16 protein-coding genes and 1 tRNA gene are annotated in these 15,084 nt (G+C 43.6%); 4 read left to right on the forward strand and 13 right to left on the reverse strand.

Annotated features, from left to right (window positions below; genetic code table 11):
- Positions 1-19 precede the first annotated feature (19 nt).
- The 3 genes from GLIP_RS05290 to GLIP_RS05300 form a co-directional block, all read right to left on the reverse strand.
- A complete protein-coding gene (locus GLIP_RS05290; RefSeq protein WP_008843557.1) occupies positions 20-592 on the reverse strand; it encodes a DUF6933 domain-containing protein in 573 nt (190 codons plus the stop codon).
- A complete protein-coding gene (locus tag GLIP_RS05295; protein ID WP_008843558.1) occupies positions 589-1,482 on the reverse strand; it encodes a WYL domain-containing protein in 894 nt (297 codons plus the stop codon). The genes GLIP_RS05290 and GLIP_RS05295 overlap by 4 nt, the downstream gene beginning before the upstream one ends.
- Positions 1,483-1,554: 72 nt before the next feature.
- Complete coding sequence (locus GLIP_RS05300; protein WP_008843559.1) at positions 1,555-2,559, reverse strand: DUF429 domain-containing protein; 1,005 nt, start codon at positions 2,557-2,559, stop codon at positions 1,555-1,557.
- Positions 2,560-2,687: 128 nt separating this feature from the next.
- Between GLIP_RS05300 and GLIP_RS05305 the strand changes: the two genes are divergently transcribed.
- Together GLIP_RS05305 and GLIP_RS05310 are read left to right on the forward strand one after the other, a co-directional pair.
- The gene (locus tag GLIP_RS05305; RefSeq protein ID WP_008843560.1) at positions 2,688-3,446 is read left to right on the forward strand and encodes a DUF2034 domain-containing protein; all 759 of its coding nucleotides are present in this window, start codon (positions 2,688-2,690) and stop codon (positions 3,444-3,446) included.
- 18 nt (positions 3,447-3,464) lie between these two features.
- A complete protein-coding gene (locus GLIP_RS05310; protein ID WP_008843561.1) occupies positions 3,465-4,214 on the forward strand; it encodes an NYN domain-containing protein in 750 nt (249 codons plus the stop codon).
- A gap of 1 nt (position 4,215) precedes the next feature.
- Here GLIP_RS05310 and GLIP_RS05315 read toward each other — a convergent pair whose 3' ends face one another.
- The 7 genes from GLIP_RS05315 to GLIP_RS05345 all read right to left on the reverse strand — a co-directional run bounded on the left by GLIP_RS05315 (position 4,216) and on the right by GLIP_RS05345 (position 11,007).
- A complete protein-coding gene (locus tag GLIP_RS05315) occupies positions 4,216-4,512 on the reverse strand; it encodes an RNase H1/viroplasmin domain-containing protein (RefSeq protein WP_008843562.1) in 297 nt (98 codons plus the stop codon).
- A 65-nt stretch (positions 4,513-4,577) separates the two neighbouring features.
- Positions 4,578-4,985 carry a DUF2787 family protein gene (locus GLIP_RS05320; protein WP_008843563.1) on the reverse strand — a complete coding sequence of 136 codons (408 nt, stop codon included), beginning with the start codon at positions 4,983-4,985 and terminating at the stop codon, positions 4,578-4,580.
- Positions 4,986-5,162: 177 nt separating this feature from the next.
- Complete coding sequence (locus GLIP_RS05325) at positions 5,163-5,597, reverse strand: DUF6641 family protein (RefSeq protein WP_008843564.1); 435 nt, start codon at positions 5,595-5,597, stop codon at positions 5,163-5,165.
- Between the two features lie 22 nt (positions 5,598-5,619).
- Positions 5,620-7,632 (reverse strand): AAA family ATPase, encoded by a 2,013-nt coding sequence (locus GLIP_RS05330; RefSeq protein ID WP_008843565.1) that lies wholly within the window; start codon positions 7,630-7,632, stop codon positions 5,620-5,622.
- Positions 7,629-8,543, reverse strand: coding sequence for a tyrosine-type recombinase/integrase (locus GLIP_RS05335; protein ID WP_008843566.1), 915 nt, complete (start codon positions 8,541-8,543; stop codon positions 7,629-7,631). Before GLIP_RS05335 ends, GLIP_RS05330 begins: the two co-directional genes overlap by 4 nt.
- A 126-nt stretch (positions 8,544-8,669) precedes the next feature.
- Complete coding sequence (locus tag GLIP_RS05340) at positions 8,670-9,614, reverse strand: hypothetical protein (protein WP_008843567.1); 945 nt, start codon at positions 9,612-9,614, stop codon at positions 8,670-8,672.
- A 163-nt stretch (positions 9,615-9,777) separates the two neighbouring features.
- Positions 9,778-11,007 (reverse strand): hypothetical protein, encoded by a 1,230-nt coding sequence (locus tag GLIP_RS05345; protein ID WP_008843568.1) that lies wholly within the window; start codon positions 11,005-11,007, stop codon positions 9,778-9,780.
- A 371-nt stretch (positions 11,008-11,378) separates the two neighbouring features.
- On the opposite strand from GLIP_RS05345, the gene GLIP_RS05350 reads away from it, so the two are divergent.
- Positions 11,379-12,254, forward strand: coding sequence for a hypothetical protein (locus GLIP_RS05350; protein ID WP_008843569.1), 876 nt, complete (start codon positions 11,379-11,381; stop codon positions 12,252-12,254).
- Positions 12,255-12,440: 186 nt separating this feature from the next.
- On the opposite strand, the gene GLIP_RS05355 is transcribed toward GLIP_RS05350, so the two are convergent.
- The 3 genes from GLIP_RS05355 to mutY all read right to left on the reverse strand — a co-directional run bounded on the left by GLIP_RS05355 (position 12,441) and on the right by mutY (position 14,218).
- Positions 12,441-12,516, reverse strand: a tRNA-Phe gene (locus GLIP_RS05355).
- A gap of 343 nt (positions 12,517-12,859) precedes the next feature.
- Positions 12,860-13,132: an oxidative damage protection protein gene (locus GLIP_RS05360; RefSeq protein ID WP_008843571.1), complete on the reverse strand. Its 273-nt coding sequence runs from the start codon at positions 13,130-13,132 to the stop codon at positions 12,860-12,862.
- Positions 13,133-13,156: 24 nt separating this feature from the next.
- Positions 13,157-14,218, reverse strand: coding sequence for an A/G-specific adenine glycosylase (mutY, locus tag GLIP_RS05365; protein WP_008843572.1), 1,062 nt, complete (start codon positions 14,216-14,218; stop codon positions 13,157-13,159).
- Positions 14,219-14,303: 85 nt separating this feature from the next.
- Between mutY and GLIP_RS05370 the strand changes: the two genes are divergently transcribed.
- Positions 14,304-15,020, forward strand: coding sequence for an alpha/beta fold hydrolase (locus tag GLIP_RS05370; RefSeq protein ID WP_008843573.1), 717 nt, complete (start codon positions 14,304-14,306; stop codon positions 15,018-15,020).
- Positions 15,021-15,084: the final 64 nt, after the last annotated feature.

A 15,084-nucleotide genomic window follows, 5' to 3' on the forward strand; every position in this document is an offset into this window, starting at 1 on the left:
ATTCTTGTTCCATTCGCCACTAGTGCAGATTCATACTTGCTGCACTATCGGCATTTGTATTTGGTAATTTTTGTAGTAACTGGGCCATTTCTCTATCTGGCCATATGTAATCTTTCTGACCTTTTACGCCACAGGGCCTATGGCTTAAATCTGCGCTGTATCGGTACGGGTTGATACCCGCTACCGAGGCGCTCTTGTAATACAATCCATAATCAATTTCCTGAGACACCTGATTCATCGTACCTTGCACCGAACGATTGCAGATTGTATCGAACGTAAGTGGTTGGTAGTTCGTCGCAGCGGCATCAACCAGTTCAGGCGGCAAATCGCTTTTCAGCAAGGTGTTAATAAACACGTCGTTAAAATGCCAATCAAGGTTTGTGAAGTCTTTCTTGGTTAGGCATGGGATAAACAAAGTGAAACGCGTCGCATCATGCACTGCGATGACACACTGTCTACGCTGAATAGCGATCAGGTTTGCATGCCAATTGAGCCACTGCGCCTGTATGCCTATAGCAGTCGCAGGTTGTTCTGTAGCTTTCACCTTCTCAGGTAACTTGGCGTAAAGCTTTTTGGTGCAATGAAGGATCAATTACCACCTCCGCTTCCGTTACCTTTAGCTTCATACCCCGGTGCAATCGCCAAGTTTTGCACATTGTTGAGCGTAAAACGGTTTTGCAGCCAAAGTTGATATTCCGCACCTTTTAATGTGCCTCGCTCGGTACAGTCCACGTTCCACCGCCTTAACAGGTAACCAGCCATTGCCGCCCGTACCTCGATAAGAAGTTGCTTGTTTTCCATGCCGTAATCCATTTCTATCGCGGTTGGATGTTCAACATTCTTCGGATGCGGCACAAGCTGAAGTGGTATAAGGCGCTGCCATTCGGTATCTGCTTGGGCGCTTTCATCTTCGTTAGGCGTGTCTTTAATTGTTACCTTGCTAATGCGCGTTAACACAAAGTCTCGGAAGCTTTGACTCTTACGATCAAAGGCGCGAACGTGCCAGCGTAGGCCATTGTCCACGATGGAATGTGGTACGAGCTCTCTGGCATTCGAGCCGCTAGAAAGTGACGTGTAAATAACGCTAACCGCTTTGTTATTGAGAATAGCCTGAACAAGGCGCGCAACGATAAAGATGTCTGGGACATTCAGACTGGATGGTGCTTCTACTGGAAAGTGTATATCGCCTATTGCATCAAACCCGTCTGAGATATCGTTGGCAAGTTTGGTTAAGGTACGCCTTGCGTCGTGCTCGAAAACAGGCTTGAACTGAGGCGTCTGAAAGTAACGTTTTTCTCGCGAATCGTAAGACAGGTTATCCGGCGCGAGCTCTTTGTAAATACTAAAATCGCGTGAGCCTGCCGATAAGCCGACCTGAAAACGATTAATTAAGTCCTGACGATAAATCGCACCTTTGAACAATAGGCAAAAGTCGATGTAGGCAAGGCGTTGTTTTTGAGCAAAGCTGATGGAGTCGAGCATCGTCCCTGTGTACTTTTCTATACTTTAGTCCAGTGTGGTTTATTTTGAGACGGTTGTAAAGAATATACGCGTCTAACTGCTCATAAATCGGCGCTTAAACTCCTTCTTTCTTGCCTCAGGCTCGACCTCTGTTAATCCAGTGCATCGATGCGCGGCATGCGCATCCCATCCAAACGGCCAGCGTTTAAATTCATGTTGATGACAGGCAGGACAAGAACGCTGATGGCCTGCATTAGAAACAGACTGCTTTTTCTTTGTTGTGGGTTTAGGCTTTGTCGGTAGCTTTATCGCTGGACTGTTAAACGGCTCAACTTTTGGTATCCAGATAGCATCGCCTTTCTCAGGGTCACCAAAACAGATGCGTTCCTGTTCAGGTAAGCTTGCTACCCATGCCGCACTGTAGGCGTCCACTCTGTCATGCATCGGTCCAAGGCACATACTGTCTGCTTGCGACCAATCGTCGTCAGTTTTAGGCCAACCGGTGTAATGCGACATGGCAGACAATTGCAATTCTGCCTGATTTCCTTTGCTTTTGTGGATGTCAGCAACACCTAACTGTTTGACTGTCGCGTGGGGATAGACTTCGATGCATTCGGCGACTTTGCTTAGCCGTTCGTTCAACGCAAAACCCAACAGCATAAAGATTTGGTGGGCATGTGGTAGGTTTTGTATTGGCTTACCCGCCTCAAGATGTGCAATACCTTTTGCTTTAATCACCTTAAAGTCATCGGCAGAAGGAGTGGTGTAACAACTAATACTCGCTCTATCGAGGGCCTGTTCTGCAAATCTACGATCAAGATGGTTATCCCTTGGCAGAAGCGGAGAGTCGATACCTATTCGGATTGGGCTTAAATAGAATGCGTCGCATACCGTTTCTATGTAACTGGCGACATTTTCTGCAAATGCCTGATTAACCTTGTCATCCAAGGTCCGTGCGTTGCCTAAACCTCTCGGTGGTTTTATTGGGTAGCTGGCTAACGGGAACGGTATTAATCGCCCATTTTCTTGAGTACAAATCACCAGTGGCAGGTACTTACCTTTAGCACAAGCGACATCAATACCGATAAACACGTCCATGTTTGCCTCTCCTATCTGTCAGGAATGAACATTTCATTATTAAACGATACTACACGATTGGAATTAATACCCAATCAAGACATTGCCTGAGTTATTATATTTTCGATATTTAACAAGGATGTTCAACTATGCCAAGAAAAAATACTTCTTTTGCTAACCTTCTTTTCCAAGCACCGTGGTGGGTGTCGGTTATAACAGCAGCAATTACCTATGTTGTAATGGGTCAGGTACTGCCTTCTGTTGAAACTGATAACCAGCTTATCAACATGGTATTTAAGGCAATCGCTATTCCTGCGCCTTATTTTGCAATTTTCATATTACTCATTGCGCCTTTTTCGTTTTTTAATTCGCGTCGCAAAGCCAAGCAATTAGATGCTCAAAAAAGTATCGAAACCATTCGGCAATTGCATTGGCGAAATTTTGAGGAGCTAGTGGCAGAAGCCTATCGAAGACAAGGTTATCGAGTAACCGAAGGTGGTTTTGGTGCTGACGGTGGGATTGACCTAGAACTGAGAAAAGGCGAAGAGCGTATGCTTGTTCAGTGCAAACAATGGAAGGCACAAAAAGTTGGTGTCAGTGTGGTACGCGAGATGTTTGGTGTATTAACCGCCAGTAATGCAGACAAGGTTATTGTCATCTGTTCAGGTAAATTTACCCAACAGGCGATAGATTTCGCATCTGATAAGACTATCGAGCTACTTTCTGGAAATGACCTATTGTTGCTCGTTAAAGATGTCCAAGCAGAGCCCAATATAGCACCGCTCCAACAGGCATCATGCCCAAGGTGTGGCAGTGAATTAGTTGAACGGCAAGCTAAGCGTGGCACCAATGCAGGAAATACCTTCTTGGGATGTTCCAGCTTTCCCAAATGCCGCTATACCGAATAGATATTTTAAGGAAAATAGATGAAAGACTTGGATGTTCATAAAAAAGTAGCGGTACTCATTGATGCTGATAACGCCCAACTATCGAAGCTATCTGCCATTTTGGATGAGATATCCGCGCACGGTCATGTACTTATCAAGCGAGCCTATGGTGATTGGTCTGTTGAAGCCCTGAAGAACTGGAAGACGTCACTCAATGAGTTAGCCATCCAGCCTATTCAACAATTTGCCTATACCACCGGAAAGAACTCCACCGACGCGTCCATGATCATAGATGCGATGGATTTACTCTATTCTGAAAAAATCGACGCATTTGCATTGGTATCCAGTGATAGTGATTTTACGAAACTCGCATCTCGTTTGAGAGAGTCAGAGAAGTTTGTTTTTGGTGTAGGTGAAAAGAAAACGCCAGTGTCGTTCAGGAATGCCTGTGATGACTTTATCTTTACGGAAAACCTTGAAGCCGGAAAAGTACCTAAAACAGGAAAGTCCAAGCAAACAGAGACTAATGCTTCCAATGGTGCAGAGGAGTTAATACCGGCACTTCTTAAAGCATGGGAGCTTTATCAAAATGACGATGGATGGGTGAATGCGGGCCCAGCTGGTAGCTTCCTAAAACGTGCGAAGCCTGACTTTGACCCAAGAACTTATGGTGCTGCAAAAGTTACCGATATTATTTCAAGTCTGTCGACCGTTTTTGAAATGACGAGACAAAAAGGAAAAGGGACGACACAAATCATTCTGTACCGCCCCATTGTTGCAACCTCTTAGGCTAATCGAAATCCCAAGGCGGAAGGTCATCATCGATAGCGGCTGACCGTTTGATGGGTTTCTGCTTCTTGGGTTTGGATTTCGCTTTAGATATCGCTCTCTTTTCCTTTAGATAACGCTTGTAAGCACGCCTTGCTTTTTCGAGGCTCTGAAAACCTTTATGTTTATTCTTATGAAAACCGTTAACTTGAGCATCTACCTCTTCCCAAGTAGCGTAAACGCCAGGCTCAAAACCTTCGAATACGACATAGGCTGCATGTCTGCGGGAAATTTTTATATCGTCAAAACCTCTTGGCATAATCTTGTCCTTACTGTGTTTAAGAATTCCTTATCTGTTTACAGTTTTCAGAAATGCCACCGGGTTTAATCGGAAATACTCACAGTAAAAGCCTCTAACTCAAGCAGGTAATACAAGAAGTTGCCCTCCCAAATCTGATACATATCTTTTGCCTGTTCGATAGGGAATACCCCGAATAGATTTTGAAAAACACCCGACTGAAAATCAAAATCGAGCTCTTTTGTCAGCTCCGCATAAGGGCCACTACCGATGTAGGCAAAATCGGTGATGTAGCAGAAATGCCACATGTTGTCGCGTTGCTCGAGTCTTATCTCGACCGGATGAAAGCCCCCTCTCTTGGCACAATAGTTGGGATCTCGAAAATTAATAGTAACCGCCTCACTGTGCTGTTTGTTATTTCTTAACAGGTTGTCAAGTTCATGAACAAATTTAGTTGATACTGGCAAAGCCAGTCCATCGTAATGAATACGCATAAAATACCTCGAGTATTAGATTGAATGTGATGTGCGCTTTTCGGCGCTAAATTCGTTTGAAAAACGCTAATTTATTGGTATGCAGGTAAGCCAAGCACCTATCTTTGCGGCAGTACCCTATTTCTCGATGAGCAGAAGCGGATAACACAATGAGCGTGCTCCGCACTCTGTGCTCTATTACTTAGCCTTCTTCGGCACGGCAGGTTTGAGTAGAAACTCATCCAACTCACCTGACTCTGTTGCTTTGATGATGGTGTCGATGACCTCAGGCAGTTTGGCCTTATCACCGATATCTATCGACGGTTTTCCTTTTTGCAACTCGATAGGCTTATTGTTCACTTTGACTTCCAGATAGTAGTGGTCGTCGCTTTCGTAATACCAAGGCCTAACTGTGGTAGGTCGACGCTGAACGGTGACTTCGCCTGTCTCGGGATTTTTGACTTTCTTATCCCGAAAGGCTTCGAAACGACGGTTCTCAATCATGCAGACAGCCATTTCTTTTTGCTGCTCAAGCTTTTCAATAAGCTTGAGACGTTTGCCGAGAACAGGTGGCTTTGGCTCGATTTTAGGACGAGCGATTACCTTGAGCGAACTCAATACTGATGTAGTCATGTTGTATACCTTCTAGGTTGGTTTAGTTGGCTATAAAGCCGATTGGGGTTTTAGGTTGTTTGCGACGGTTTTCCTCAACAAGCAGTGAGAGTGCTTGTGTGCGGTGGTCCGTCTTGGGGTTAAAACGCATGTGTCTGGCAACGATTGCCAAATCACCTGGCGTAATATGCTTAAGCTGACTGAGTGTAGAGGCCTCAGACTGAGTGAGAGCGCGTATGCCAAGCGTTTGCTTGTACAGCTTGTGCAGTTGCTTAACTGACAAGTATGTGCATTCAAGCTTGATATCAAAGCGTCTCAGCACCGCATGGTCTAACTTGGCTGCGTAGTTGGTAGCGGCAAACACGGGCTGTGTATTGCACTCAAGCTGTGTCAGCAACTCATTGACCAATTGAACATCGTGTTGGGCGGTTAGATGCTGCCTGTTTGCTAACAGACTATCGACTTCATCGAGAAGCAATATTGCCTGTTCACGATGGGCACGATAGAACAGTTCAGAAACCTGTTGTTCGCTTTCGCCTACGTATTTGCTGAGCACATCCGATGCCGAGACGCGGATAATTACCTTGTCGTGGACCTCGGCTAGATGATGAGCCAGTGCGGTTTTACCTGTGCCGGGTGGTCCGGTAAGTAATACACGAATAGGCGCATCGCATTTAATCGCATTGTCGATGTCGCGAATTCGCGACTTAGGACCTTTAATGTTGAGCAAGCTCATATCAAACGGCATCTCACCTTGGTATTGCGGTACAGACTCCAACAGGCCAGATGCGATTAAGGTGTTTTCAGCCACTTCGATAACCGTCTTTTCGGCATCGTTACCTGAGTGATTTACCAAATGGGCAACATGGCAGGCATTATCGATAACCGCTGGCGTGAGGTTATCTGTCTTTGCCCATTGATGTTTGAACGTCTTGGACAGACGCAAGCCTTTACTGGATGTCTGGATAATGGATTCAAGCTGCGACGCAGGCGGCGCGGTGACTTCCATCACCAGCTTAAACCGTCGAATATAGCTAGGCTCAAGCCAGTCGATATAGTTGGTAATCCAGATGCACGGCACTTGGGTGTGTTCAATAAACCGCTGTAGCCGCTCTTTGGTATATCGGGTATCGGCTTGGTCAAACAGGCTCTCACATTCATCAATTAACAACATGGCATTACTGTTACAGCCCAATAAGGTTTGTAACAGCTTTAGGCTTTGCAGCCGTTCATCGCTGGCAAATGGGTGTCCGAATTCATTCTGCGTAGCGGTCTGTTTGGTGTCTTTTGCACGTACCTCGATAAGCTGACGATGAGTGACTTTCGCGAGCGTTCGGGCAAACTCGGTCTTGCCGTTGCCGCTTGCGCCATATAGAAGAAGCGAAACGCCCGAAACCTGTTTATCCATTGCGGCATTGAGGTACTCGCTCACCAAATCATGGTTGATATGAGCAAAGTCTTTAAGACCAAACTGCGCCTCTGGGCTGCTCGTCATCAGTGGTGCTAGCAACTGCTCTTTTGTCTTAATCGTTGTCGTCAGTAACGCATTGCGTAGAAAGTACGGCAGTCCCAAGGTCGATAGATTATCGATGTCCATACTGTCGACAAAACCAAGCTCAAAGAGCTTCGTCTGTGCATCGTGTAAAGCCTCAATGCGCGACTCGAACATGTGGCATAAGATACGCTGGTTAGTTAAACGCTGGACGGTAAATTCCATGTCGGAGTAAAGTTTGGCGAAGCCTTCATTGATGGATAAAAGCATCGTGAACAGCATTATCTCGCTACATGGATGTGCTAGGCCAAACAGCTCACAAACCTTATCGACGTTTCGTGATAACCGCAGCTCTTCAGGTGATAAAGCAAGGTTTGATAACAGTACCTTTTTAACGTCCTGTTTCTTTACCGCCTTAGCAAAGCGCACGTGTTTATCTATCACCTTGGGCAACGTGGCAGGCCAGTCAAAATCGACGTGTGATGGTGTAACTTCTAACAGGCGTAAAGCCAGCTTTGAGCCCAGTGCAGGCAGAGCACTGGATACCAAATTGCGCGACGTCATAGCGGCAGACCTGCATCACCATAATTGAGTTCATCTGCTGCGTTGCGCATCGTTTTGTCATCACGCTTGTCATAAATGACGGTGGTTGAAATATCCGAATGCCCTGCCATTTGTCTGACTGTATTGAGGTCAGCACCTTGGTCTAATAGTCGGGTGATATAGGTTCGGCGTAAGTCATGTGGTGTGACAGTAGGTAAACCTAGGTCTTTGAAGTAGCGTTTAACGAGCGAGTAAACCAGTTCACCGTTAATAGGATTAGCGGTATGCGCATGACCACCGCGTTTTACCGTACAGAATAGGTAGCCAGGCTTGTCAGTACGCACCTCTATCCAGTCTTCGATGGTGACTTGCACCCAGTCAGGCAAGTAGACAGTGCGCGACTTGTTGCCTTTGCCTTGGGCTACGAACAGCGTGCGTTTTTCCTTGTCGTAATGCCCAATGTTTAAGTCAGCGACTTCGCTCCTGCGCAGACCACATCCAAGCATCACCGCGAAGATGGCATAGTTGCGCAGTCCTAACGGTGTGCGGTTTTGTGCCAGCAGCCGGAATAGCTTTCGCACCTGATGCACCGTAAGCGGCGTGCCGGCATGCTGCCCATGCTTTACTTTGGGAACAGATTGAAGATTGAGATAGTGCTGTTGGTCCACTTGGTTGGTGATAACGGCAGCTTTCACCACACCTCGTATCGCCATCATGGCTCGGTTGATACTGCGTGGTGCAAAGCCTTCGCGTAGAAGTGAGTTTTGAATTGAAAGCGCCTGTGCATAATCAACACGGGCAAGTTTGGTGGGTAAATCAACAAGCGGCCAACCCATGACATCAGCAATACCTTCTAACTGAGCCTGAATTGACCGCCTGCTATTGGGTGATAATCGAGCCAAATACAGCTGATACGGACACTGTGCATCCATATGAACCTCCTGAATAAGCGTTTTAGTGTGGGATTTGGAGACTGCTGGAACACAGCCATGTCCATAATGTAACGCCTATTTCAAAGGATTCCTGCCGCTGTTTTTGACCTGTTTAGTATGTAAAAATCAATGATTAAAATGAATCTCTAGCCTCGAACTTTCAATCGTGATCCCAAACATTTCGAATCGAGCATCGCACACCTCTAACACCAGCTTTGATAATGCTCTTGCAAGCCGCATCTTTGATGTATTATTGGGATCAAGCATGGTTAGCAAGTGAACGAACAATTCTCTTTCAACTTTTTGGTGCTTATCTGAAGGAAATATGCTCTCCCCAAGTGAAACATCATAATTGGATTGAAAATTGATTTTTTGCGCTGGAAAGCATTTATCTCCGAAGGTACGGCGTTCTTCATTAGAACCAAAATCCAAAGTTATAACGTGTTCGTCAAAGCTCCAGTCATTCTCTGAAAGCGCATTACTTCTTAAAACCACAGCTTCATAAATTTTGATTGCCCTAGAAAACACTTGAGCTCTAAATCCCGCTTTCCAACAGGTCACAAACATGTTTTTGGTTTTCTCAAACCCGTACTTTGTTATGCATGCCCCTATATATTCAGGGTAGACACTATAATTGGCACTACAGTCCATTTCTGATTGCCAGCTACTAGACGGCCCCATTGACAAAAAGATATCCGGAATATCCTTCGTTAACATATCCATCCACCGCTCATCAAAGATGCTATACCTCGAAATATCAAAGCTTCGATATATAGGTTTTAAGTGCTCTGACTTATGTTCGAGATCATGCATATCGATTGAACAATAGAACATTGAACCGTTCGCCAGTAGTTCAGCTGCTATTCGGCTCAACATCGGAGTGGTTACTTCTACTAAATATTCACTGAGTTCACCATCAGTGCAGTTAAAATCATCGTTGTCTAGACACTCAAAAATTTCATCTAAATGAAATTTTAGTCCACCTAATGAGCATTTAAGCTCTTCTAACGACAAAAGCATGTCAGGGCGAACTAATGGTATGCATTCGTAATCATATTCTGGTTCAGTCATAATATTTCCTATAAAAGTTCAGGTAAACTTGTTGTCGCGACAAATAAAGTCTGAACCGGAAACTCGTCCAAAGCCATAGCCATAGCTTAGTTAAACCGCTGTTCTGATTGATGCTTTGTAGTGGTCCTGACATTAGCAAACACGCATTTCTCAGATCTACTTGTTACTTGGAGTACCTCGCTGGCTGGATACTTTGTACGAACGGCTTAGTGACTGCCGATTTGAGTTTTGCCACCGTTGTCTGTGGAATAGTATGGGTATGCTTGTTGACACTTCTGACGACAACTTTGGTGTCTTCTCTATTAAGATGCTCGTAAATGCTGGGCGTTTTTTGGATTACCAGTTGTCTTGCTAAACGTTCAGGTAATGCACTGAATATCTCTGGTGATATAAAGTCAACACGCTCCATTGGATGTGGCAGTTTATCTAGCTCGTCATAACGGTATATCTCATCACCTCTTTGATACCTCCATTTACTCTCGTACCTTGTTGCGATAGCGATGTTTTCAAGCAATACTCGTTTGTTAGCATTCTTCGTTGTGCTCAGTGTCTTGTTGCACAGTTTGAGCACTGGGTCGTACAACATATCAGTATCCACACCAATATACGCACCACGCATCAAGTAAACCGTTTCTACCGGAACATTGTTAGCCAAAGCGTTTTCTGGACGCACTTCACATCGCTCTGCTTCGCTATCGTGATTGAGAGCAAAGCCAGCTATACCTTGCCACTGTATGCCAAGATCATTACACAACAGCATTGAATTGGCGACTGCGTGCTCTCGTTCGGTCTTGAAAGATTTAAATATCCACTTGAAAAACTTTTTAATATGTCTGCGTCGCACTAGGTTTGGACAGAACCTAAGACGACAATGCTGACGAGAATCGTTTTTACTTATTGAATTATTACCAAGCTGGAAAATGATCTTCTGATGTTTGTGTGCCTTTATCTCGAAGTTGTGACTGTAGTATTTAAATTCGCCGTTGCGCTTTCTGACGTCCGTAATAGGAGAAACAACCCAACCATCAGGTCCTTTGCCATCATATAATCGCTTCGCAATAGCAATTGCGCGTGCAAAGCTAATATTAAATGAAGCAGCGTAGTTATCTATATCGACTGCGAGTAAGTGACCTGTGTCGATATGTCTATGAAAATAATTGGTCTGATGCTTGATGAATGATGGGTCAGATACTAGCTGGGTAGCAATATCGATACGATGCTGCGGATCATCGGAAAGGTAATACTCCAGCAGCGAATCTCTATGCACTTTATTAATCTGAAAATTAATCTCTTCGGCCAATACTAGCTTGCATTTTTTGCGGCCATAACGATGCTTTTTAAACGTACGTTCAACTTTGTTATTGCTGGATGTCTTAGTCTTATTAATTGTCATATTGGTTATCTGTATACATGTAATACTGTTAGAGATGTGACACACGTTTCATCGCGTCTTGTCGTTAAATTACTATTCCCAACTGTTATTTACAGATTTCTAGAATGTACGATAAACACCGATTTGATTGTGTCTAAACACCTCAGAGTAGCGCCTCAATAGAAACCTCAATTTTTGCAATATCAACAACTGCTAGTTTCCAAATCTCGGAAAATATTATGTGAATAACCACTAACATTTTACTCAGAACTACCGCTTACATAATTCTCAGTACCACCCATCAATCTCTAAATTTGTAGAATTTTTGGCTTGATCTATTCTCTGCTTAGATTACCATAAATGGTAGAGTCTACCACTTAAAGAGGTTGGTGATGGCAGGAAAAAGAAGTAAAGATATTGATGTTTGGATTCTACACATTGAGAATCTTCTGGCTCATTGCAGTGAAGGTAAGGAAGTACCGCCTACATGCAAAGTGTCAATAAACGTGAATGAAGAAACTAATGCTTTCATAGACGAACATTCGAGTAAATTTGGCGAGCAAGAATCTCAACTCTTTATCCAATTGCAAGACTATCTCTCTTACTTCGATGGGGATATTTCCGGTTCAAAACCGAAGATACGAGCGAAACAGGCATTAAACAGGCTTCATCCGCTTGTAAAGTGGTTAGAAGAACACGGTGCGCTGAAGGTAGATATAAGAAATAGCAATGAAGAAACCCCGATGTTAATCAAATCCATGGAATGGATAGAAGCTCTGCTTAATGCATTGAAAGAAGTTATTGATAAGGATGATTGGGACAGATGGACAAAGCGAATTTCTCAAAAGAAAAAGGATGCCAAACGTGATCGTATTCCTATCAACAAAAAGGTGAAGGAATATTTGGAAGATAGGCAAGCATTTTTTGACGAGCCTTCATTGCAAGCTTTCACAGACAAGCTCGGTGAAAAGTACGACATTTGTTCTGTCAGCGACCTAGAGCGGCAGCGGTCACTAGTAGAAAAGTTGGAAAAACAGATTGCGAGCAATCAAAAAATCTTAACAGTCTTAGAAGATAGTGGAAACTTTTATGACGCGCTTAAAGCACTAATCGCTCATGATGTGAAGGTGAAGGCAAACCAGAAATATAGAATTGGAAAAATGAAGCCCGTTCAGGACGGTGTAGATCACGTCGTAAGTAAGCTCACTCCTGTAGAGGATGAGTCGGATTTTATTTTGGTTGATTTAGATAGCAAAAGAGAAAAGTAGCGACCACGCTTTGCAAAGAAATAATCCTTTAGATTTAGTGAAATAGATGACACCAATAGGAAGGGAGCCTCGACTGAGAATTGTGTCGCGCGTTACAGCCGCAGGGGTACAACAGCGTATACCTGTATTTTTCCATCGTCCATGATCCAAAAAGCCCTGCATTTTCATGCAGGGCTCTCTGAATAATGGTGCCTCGACCCGGGATCGAACCAGGGACACGCGGATTTTCAATCCGCTGCTCTACCAACTGAGCTATCGAGGCACATAAAACTGTGCTATGTAAGCTTTAGTGCTCTTTGCAAAACTTTGCAATAAAAACCTAAGTGCTTACTAACTTTAAAACTATTGCTCCAAAAGCTTTTTTGGTAAATCTGATTGGAAGTGCTTGCACTTTTCAATCCGCTGCTCTACCAACTGAGCTATCGAGGCACTGACTTTACGTCTAAGTACGACGCTAAAAAGTATACTTGGTAGCGCCGTGGGTGCGTATTAAACGGATTCTTGGCTTTCAAGTCAACCGATTTTTAATTTATTTTAATCTTTCTGGTTCGTTTGTTCGAAAAGCCAGCAGAATTTCTATTATTTAGTGACTATTTTAGTCCGAATCAAGACGAAGGAGGAACATATCCCTCAATGTCAGGTTCTTTTCCTTCAAACAAATATCCTACCATTTGCTCTTCTAAAAACTTACGCGATTCTGGTTGCATCAAATTAAGTTTATTCTCATTGATCAACATCGTTTGTTTTTTCTGCCAATCGGCCCAAGCTTCTTTGCAAATATTGTCGTAAATTTTTTTACCTATTTCACCTGGATAAAGTTGGAAGTCCAGTCCATCGCCTTCTTTTTGCATTTTTTGACAAAAAACTGTTCTGCTCATAATCAATATATCCTAAATTTTCTGTTAAAGATTTTTACGTAGTGTACTAAAAAGTTTGATGGTTGGCGCAGCTAATCCCACATTGGCAGGAGATTTTAGATCGTACCAAAGTGATTCTTGTTCCTGCACGCCGGAAACTGGAGGCGTTTTAAGGTGCATGAGTAAAGGTTGTATATCTAAGTGAAAATGACTAAAAGTATGTCTAAATTCAGTGAGCGGTTCGATGTATAGCTCACCTAAGTTAAGGCTGGCTGCTTTTAACTTTGCCTCTTCCACATTATCGACTTCATACAAACCAAATAACCCCCCCCAGATACCTGAATCGGGACGTTTATAAATTAACACTTGCTGCTGCCACATGGGTAACAGCATAACCGTGTTTCGTACTGGTATGGCTTTTTTTGGTTTTTTGGTAGGTAACTCTGCTTGCTTGCCTTGCGCGTAAGCTAAACAAGTAGTTTGTAAAGGACAGGCATCACAATTGGGTTTTGAACGGGTGCAAAGAGTCGCCCCTAAATCCATAATAGCTTGCGTATACAAACCTGTATCTTTTGCGGGTGTTAGCTGGTCGGCATATTCCCACAACTGCTGTTCTACTGATTTAGTGCCGGGCCAGCCATGCACAGCGAAGTAGCGAGTTAGAACACGTTTAACGTTGCCATCTAGAATACTAATATGTTTACCATTTGCTATCGAAAGCACAGCGCCTGCAGTAGAGCGACCAATTCCAGATAAAGACATCACACTCTCGAGCTCATCTGGAAATACACCAGCGAATTGGTCGCGTATGGTTATCGCTGCTTTGTGTAAATTCCTCGCTCTGGCGTAATAACCTAATCCTGTCCAGAGATGCAGAACATCATCGATCGGCGCATCAGCTAACGCCGTGACATTAGGAAACCTTTGCATAAATCGCTGATAAAAAGGGATAACAGTTTTAACTTGAGTTTGTTGCAACATAATTTCAGACACCCACACGCGATAAGGTGTTTTATCTTGCTGCCAAGGTAAGTCTTTTCTACCGTGTTGATGGTACCAGTTGAGTAACTTGTGGCTAAATGTAGATTCCGGATTTGGATTGTGCATACGCTCTTTTTATTTTGCTGCTTTTTAATTAGCAGTTATTGGTGTTCTGATTTGCTATGATCATACAAGAATTTTGGTTAAATAGATGATTAAGATGCGAGAAATAAGCACGCCTGTTGTATTTTTCCCCGGTACACTTTGTGACGAACGAATTTTTATCCCAGTATGGCGAAAACTTAATATCGCTCAGCGTAGTTATGTCCCTCTACAATGGGCAGATACGTTAGAACAAATGATGGCTCTGGCTTGTGATCGCATAACTGCATATGAGGGAAAAGTTCAGTTAGTTGGGTTTTCTATGGGAGGCTACATAGCAGCTTTAGCGGCTATGCAATTGCCAGAAAAAGTCGCGTCTTTAACGATGATTGGCTATTGTCCGAATGGTTTAAGTGAACAAGAGGTTCAGCAGCGCAAGGCATTGATTAAAATGATTGACGCGAAGCAACCTGTTGCTTTAAATAAAACTAGATTAGCCCAGTTCTTTACATCAACGGAATTGGATAATGCAGAATTAGTCGCTCCCGTTAAAGACATGGAAGCTGATTTAGGTCCTAGTGTGCTCAAAGCGCATATTCAGTCCACCACACCCAGACCTGATATTTCCAAACAACTAGAAAACAGTCCTTTCCCAATTCATTTTGTGGTTGCTGAACATGACCAAGTTGCCAATCCAATCCAAATAAAAGCACATGCTGAGTCGATTTCTTCAGCTAATTTTTATCAAATTGATAGTACTGCGCATATGATGCTACTCACTAAACCAGAAAAATTAGCAAGTCATTTGGAAACCATTCTAGTTTAGTTAGTGCAGCGGTCTAATCTAAGGTAAAATATCGGGCCAGATTGCAAAATAATTCAATAAATAA

This window comes from Aliiglaciecola lipolytica E3 (assembly GCF_000314975.1).
In the GTDB taxonomy this organism is placed as follows: domain Bacteria; phylum Pseudomonadota; class Gammaproteobacteria; order Enterobacterales; family Alteromonadaceae; genus Aliiglaciecola; species Aliiglaciecola lipolytica.

Excerpts from the sequence above, each read along its gene's own strand:
- GLIP_RS05295 (WP_008843558.1), bottom strand. The coding sequence starts at position 1,482 with ATGCTCGACTCCATCAGCTTTGCTCAAAAACAACGCCTTGCCTACATC.
- GLIP_RS05300 (WP_008843559.1), bottom strand. The coding sequence starts at position 2,559 with ATGGACGTGTTTATCGGTATTGATGTCGCTTGTGCTAAAGGTAAGTAC.
- GLIP_RS05305 (WP_008843560.1), top strand. The coding sequence starts at position 2,688 with ATGCCAAGAAAAAATACTTCTTTTGCTAACCTTCTTTTCCAAGCACCG.
- GLIP_RS05310 (WP_008843561.1), top strand. The coding sequence starts at position 3,465 with ATGAAAGACTTGGATGTTCATAAAAAAGTAGCGGTACTCATTGATGCT.
- GLIP_RS05315 (WP_008843562.1), bottom strand. The coding sequence starts at position 4,512 with ATGCCAAGAGGTTTTGACGATATAAAAATTTCCCGCAGACATGCAGCC.
- GLIP_RS05320 (WP_008843563.1), bottom strand. The coding sequence starts at position 4,985 with ATGCGTATTCATTACGATGGACTGGCTTTGCCAGTATCAACTAAATTT.
- GLIP_RS05325 (WP_008843564.1), bottom strand. The coding sequence starts at position 5,597 with ATGACTACATCAGTATTGAGTTCGCTCAAGGTAATCGCTCGTCCTAAA.
- GLIP_RS05330 (WP_008843565.1), bottom strand. The coding sequence starts at position 7,632 with ATGACGTCGCGCAATTTGGTATCCAGTGCTCTGCCTGCACTGGGCTCA.
- GLIP_RS05335 (WP_008843566.1), bottom strand. The coding sequence starts at position 8,543 with ATGGATGCACAGTGTCCGTATCAGCTGTATTTGGCTCGATTATCACCC.
- GLIP_RS05340 (WP_008843567.1), bottom strand. The coding sequence starts at position 9,614 with ATGACTGAACCAGAATATGATTACGAATGCATACCATTAGTTCGCCCT.
- GLIP_RS05345 (WP_008843568.1), bottom strand. The coding sequence starts at position 11,007 with ATGACAATTAATAAGACTAAGACATCCAGCAATAACAAAGTTGAACGT.
- GLIP_RS05350 (WP_008843569.1), top strand. The coding sequence starts at position 11,379 with ATGGCAGGAAAAAGAAGTAAAGATATTGATGTTTGGATTCTACACATT.
- GLIP_RS05360 (WP_008843571.1), bottom strand. The coding sequence starts at position 13,132 with ATGAGCAGAACAGTTTTTTGTCAAAAAATGCAAAAAGAAGGCGATGGA.
- mutY (WP_008843572.1), bottom strand. The coding sequence starts at position 14,218 with ATGCACAATCCAAATCCGGAATCTACATTTAGCCACAAGTTACTCAAC.
- GLIP_RS05370 (WP_008843573.1), top strand. The coding sequence starts at position 14,304 with ATGATTAAGATGCGAGAAATAAGCACGCCTGTTGTATTTTTCCCCGGT.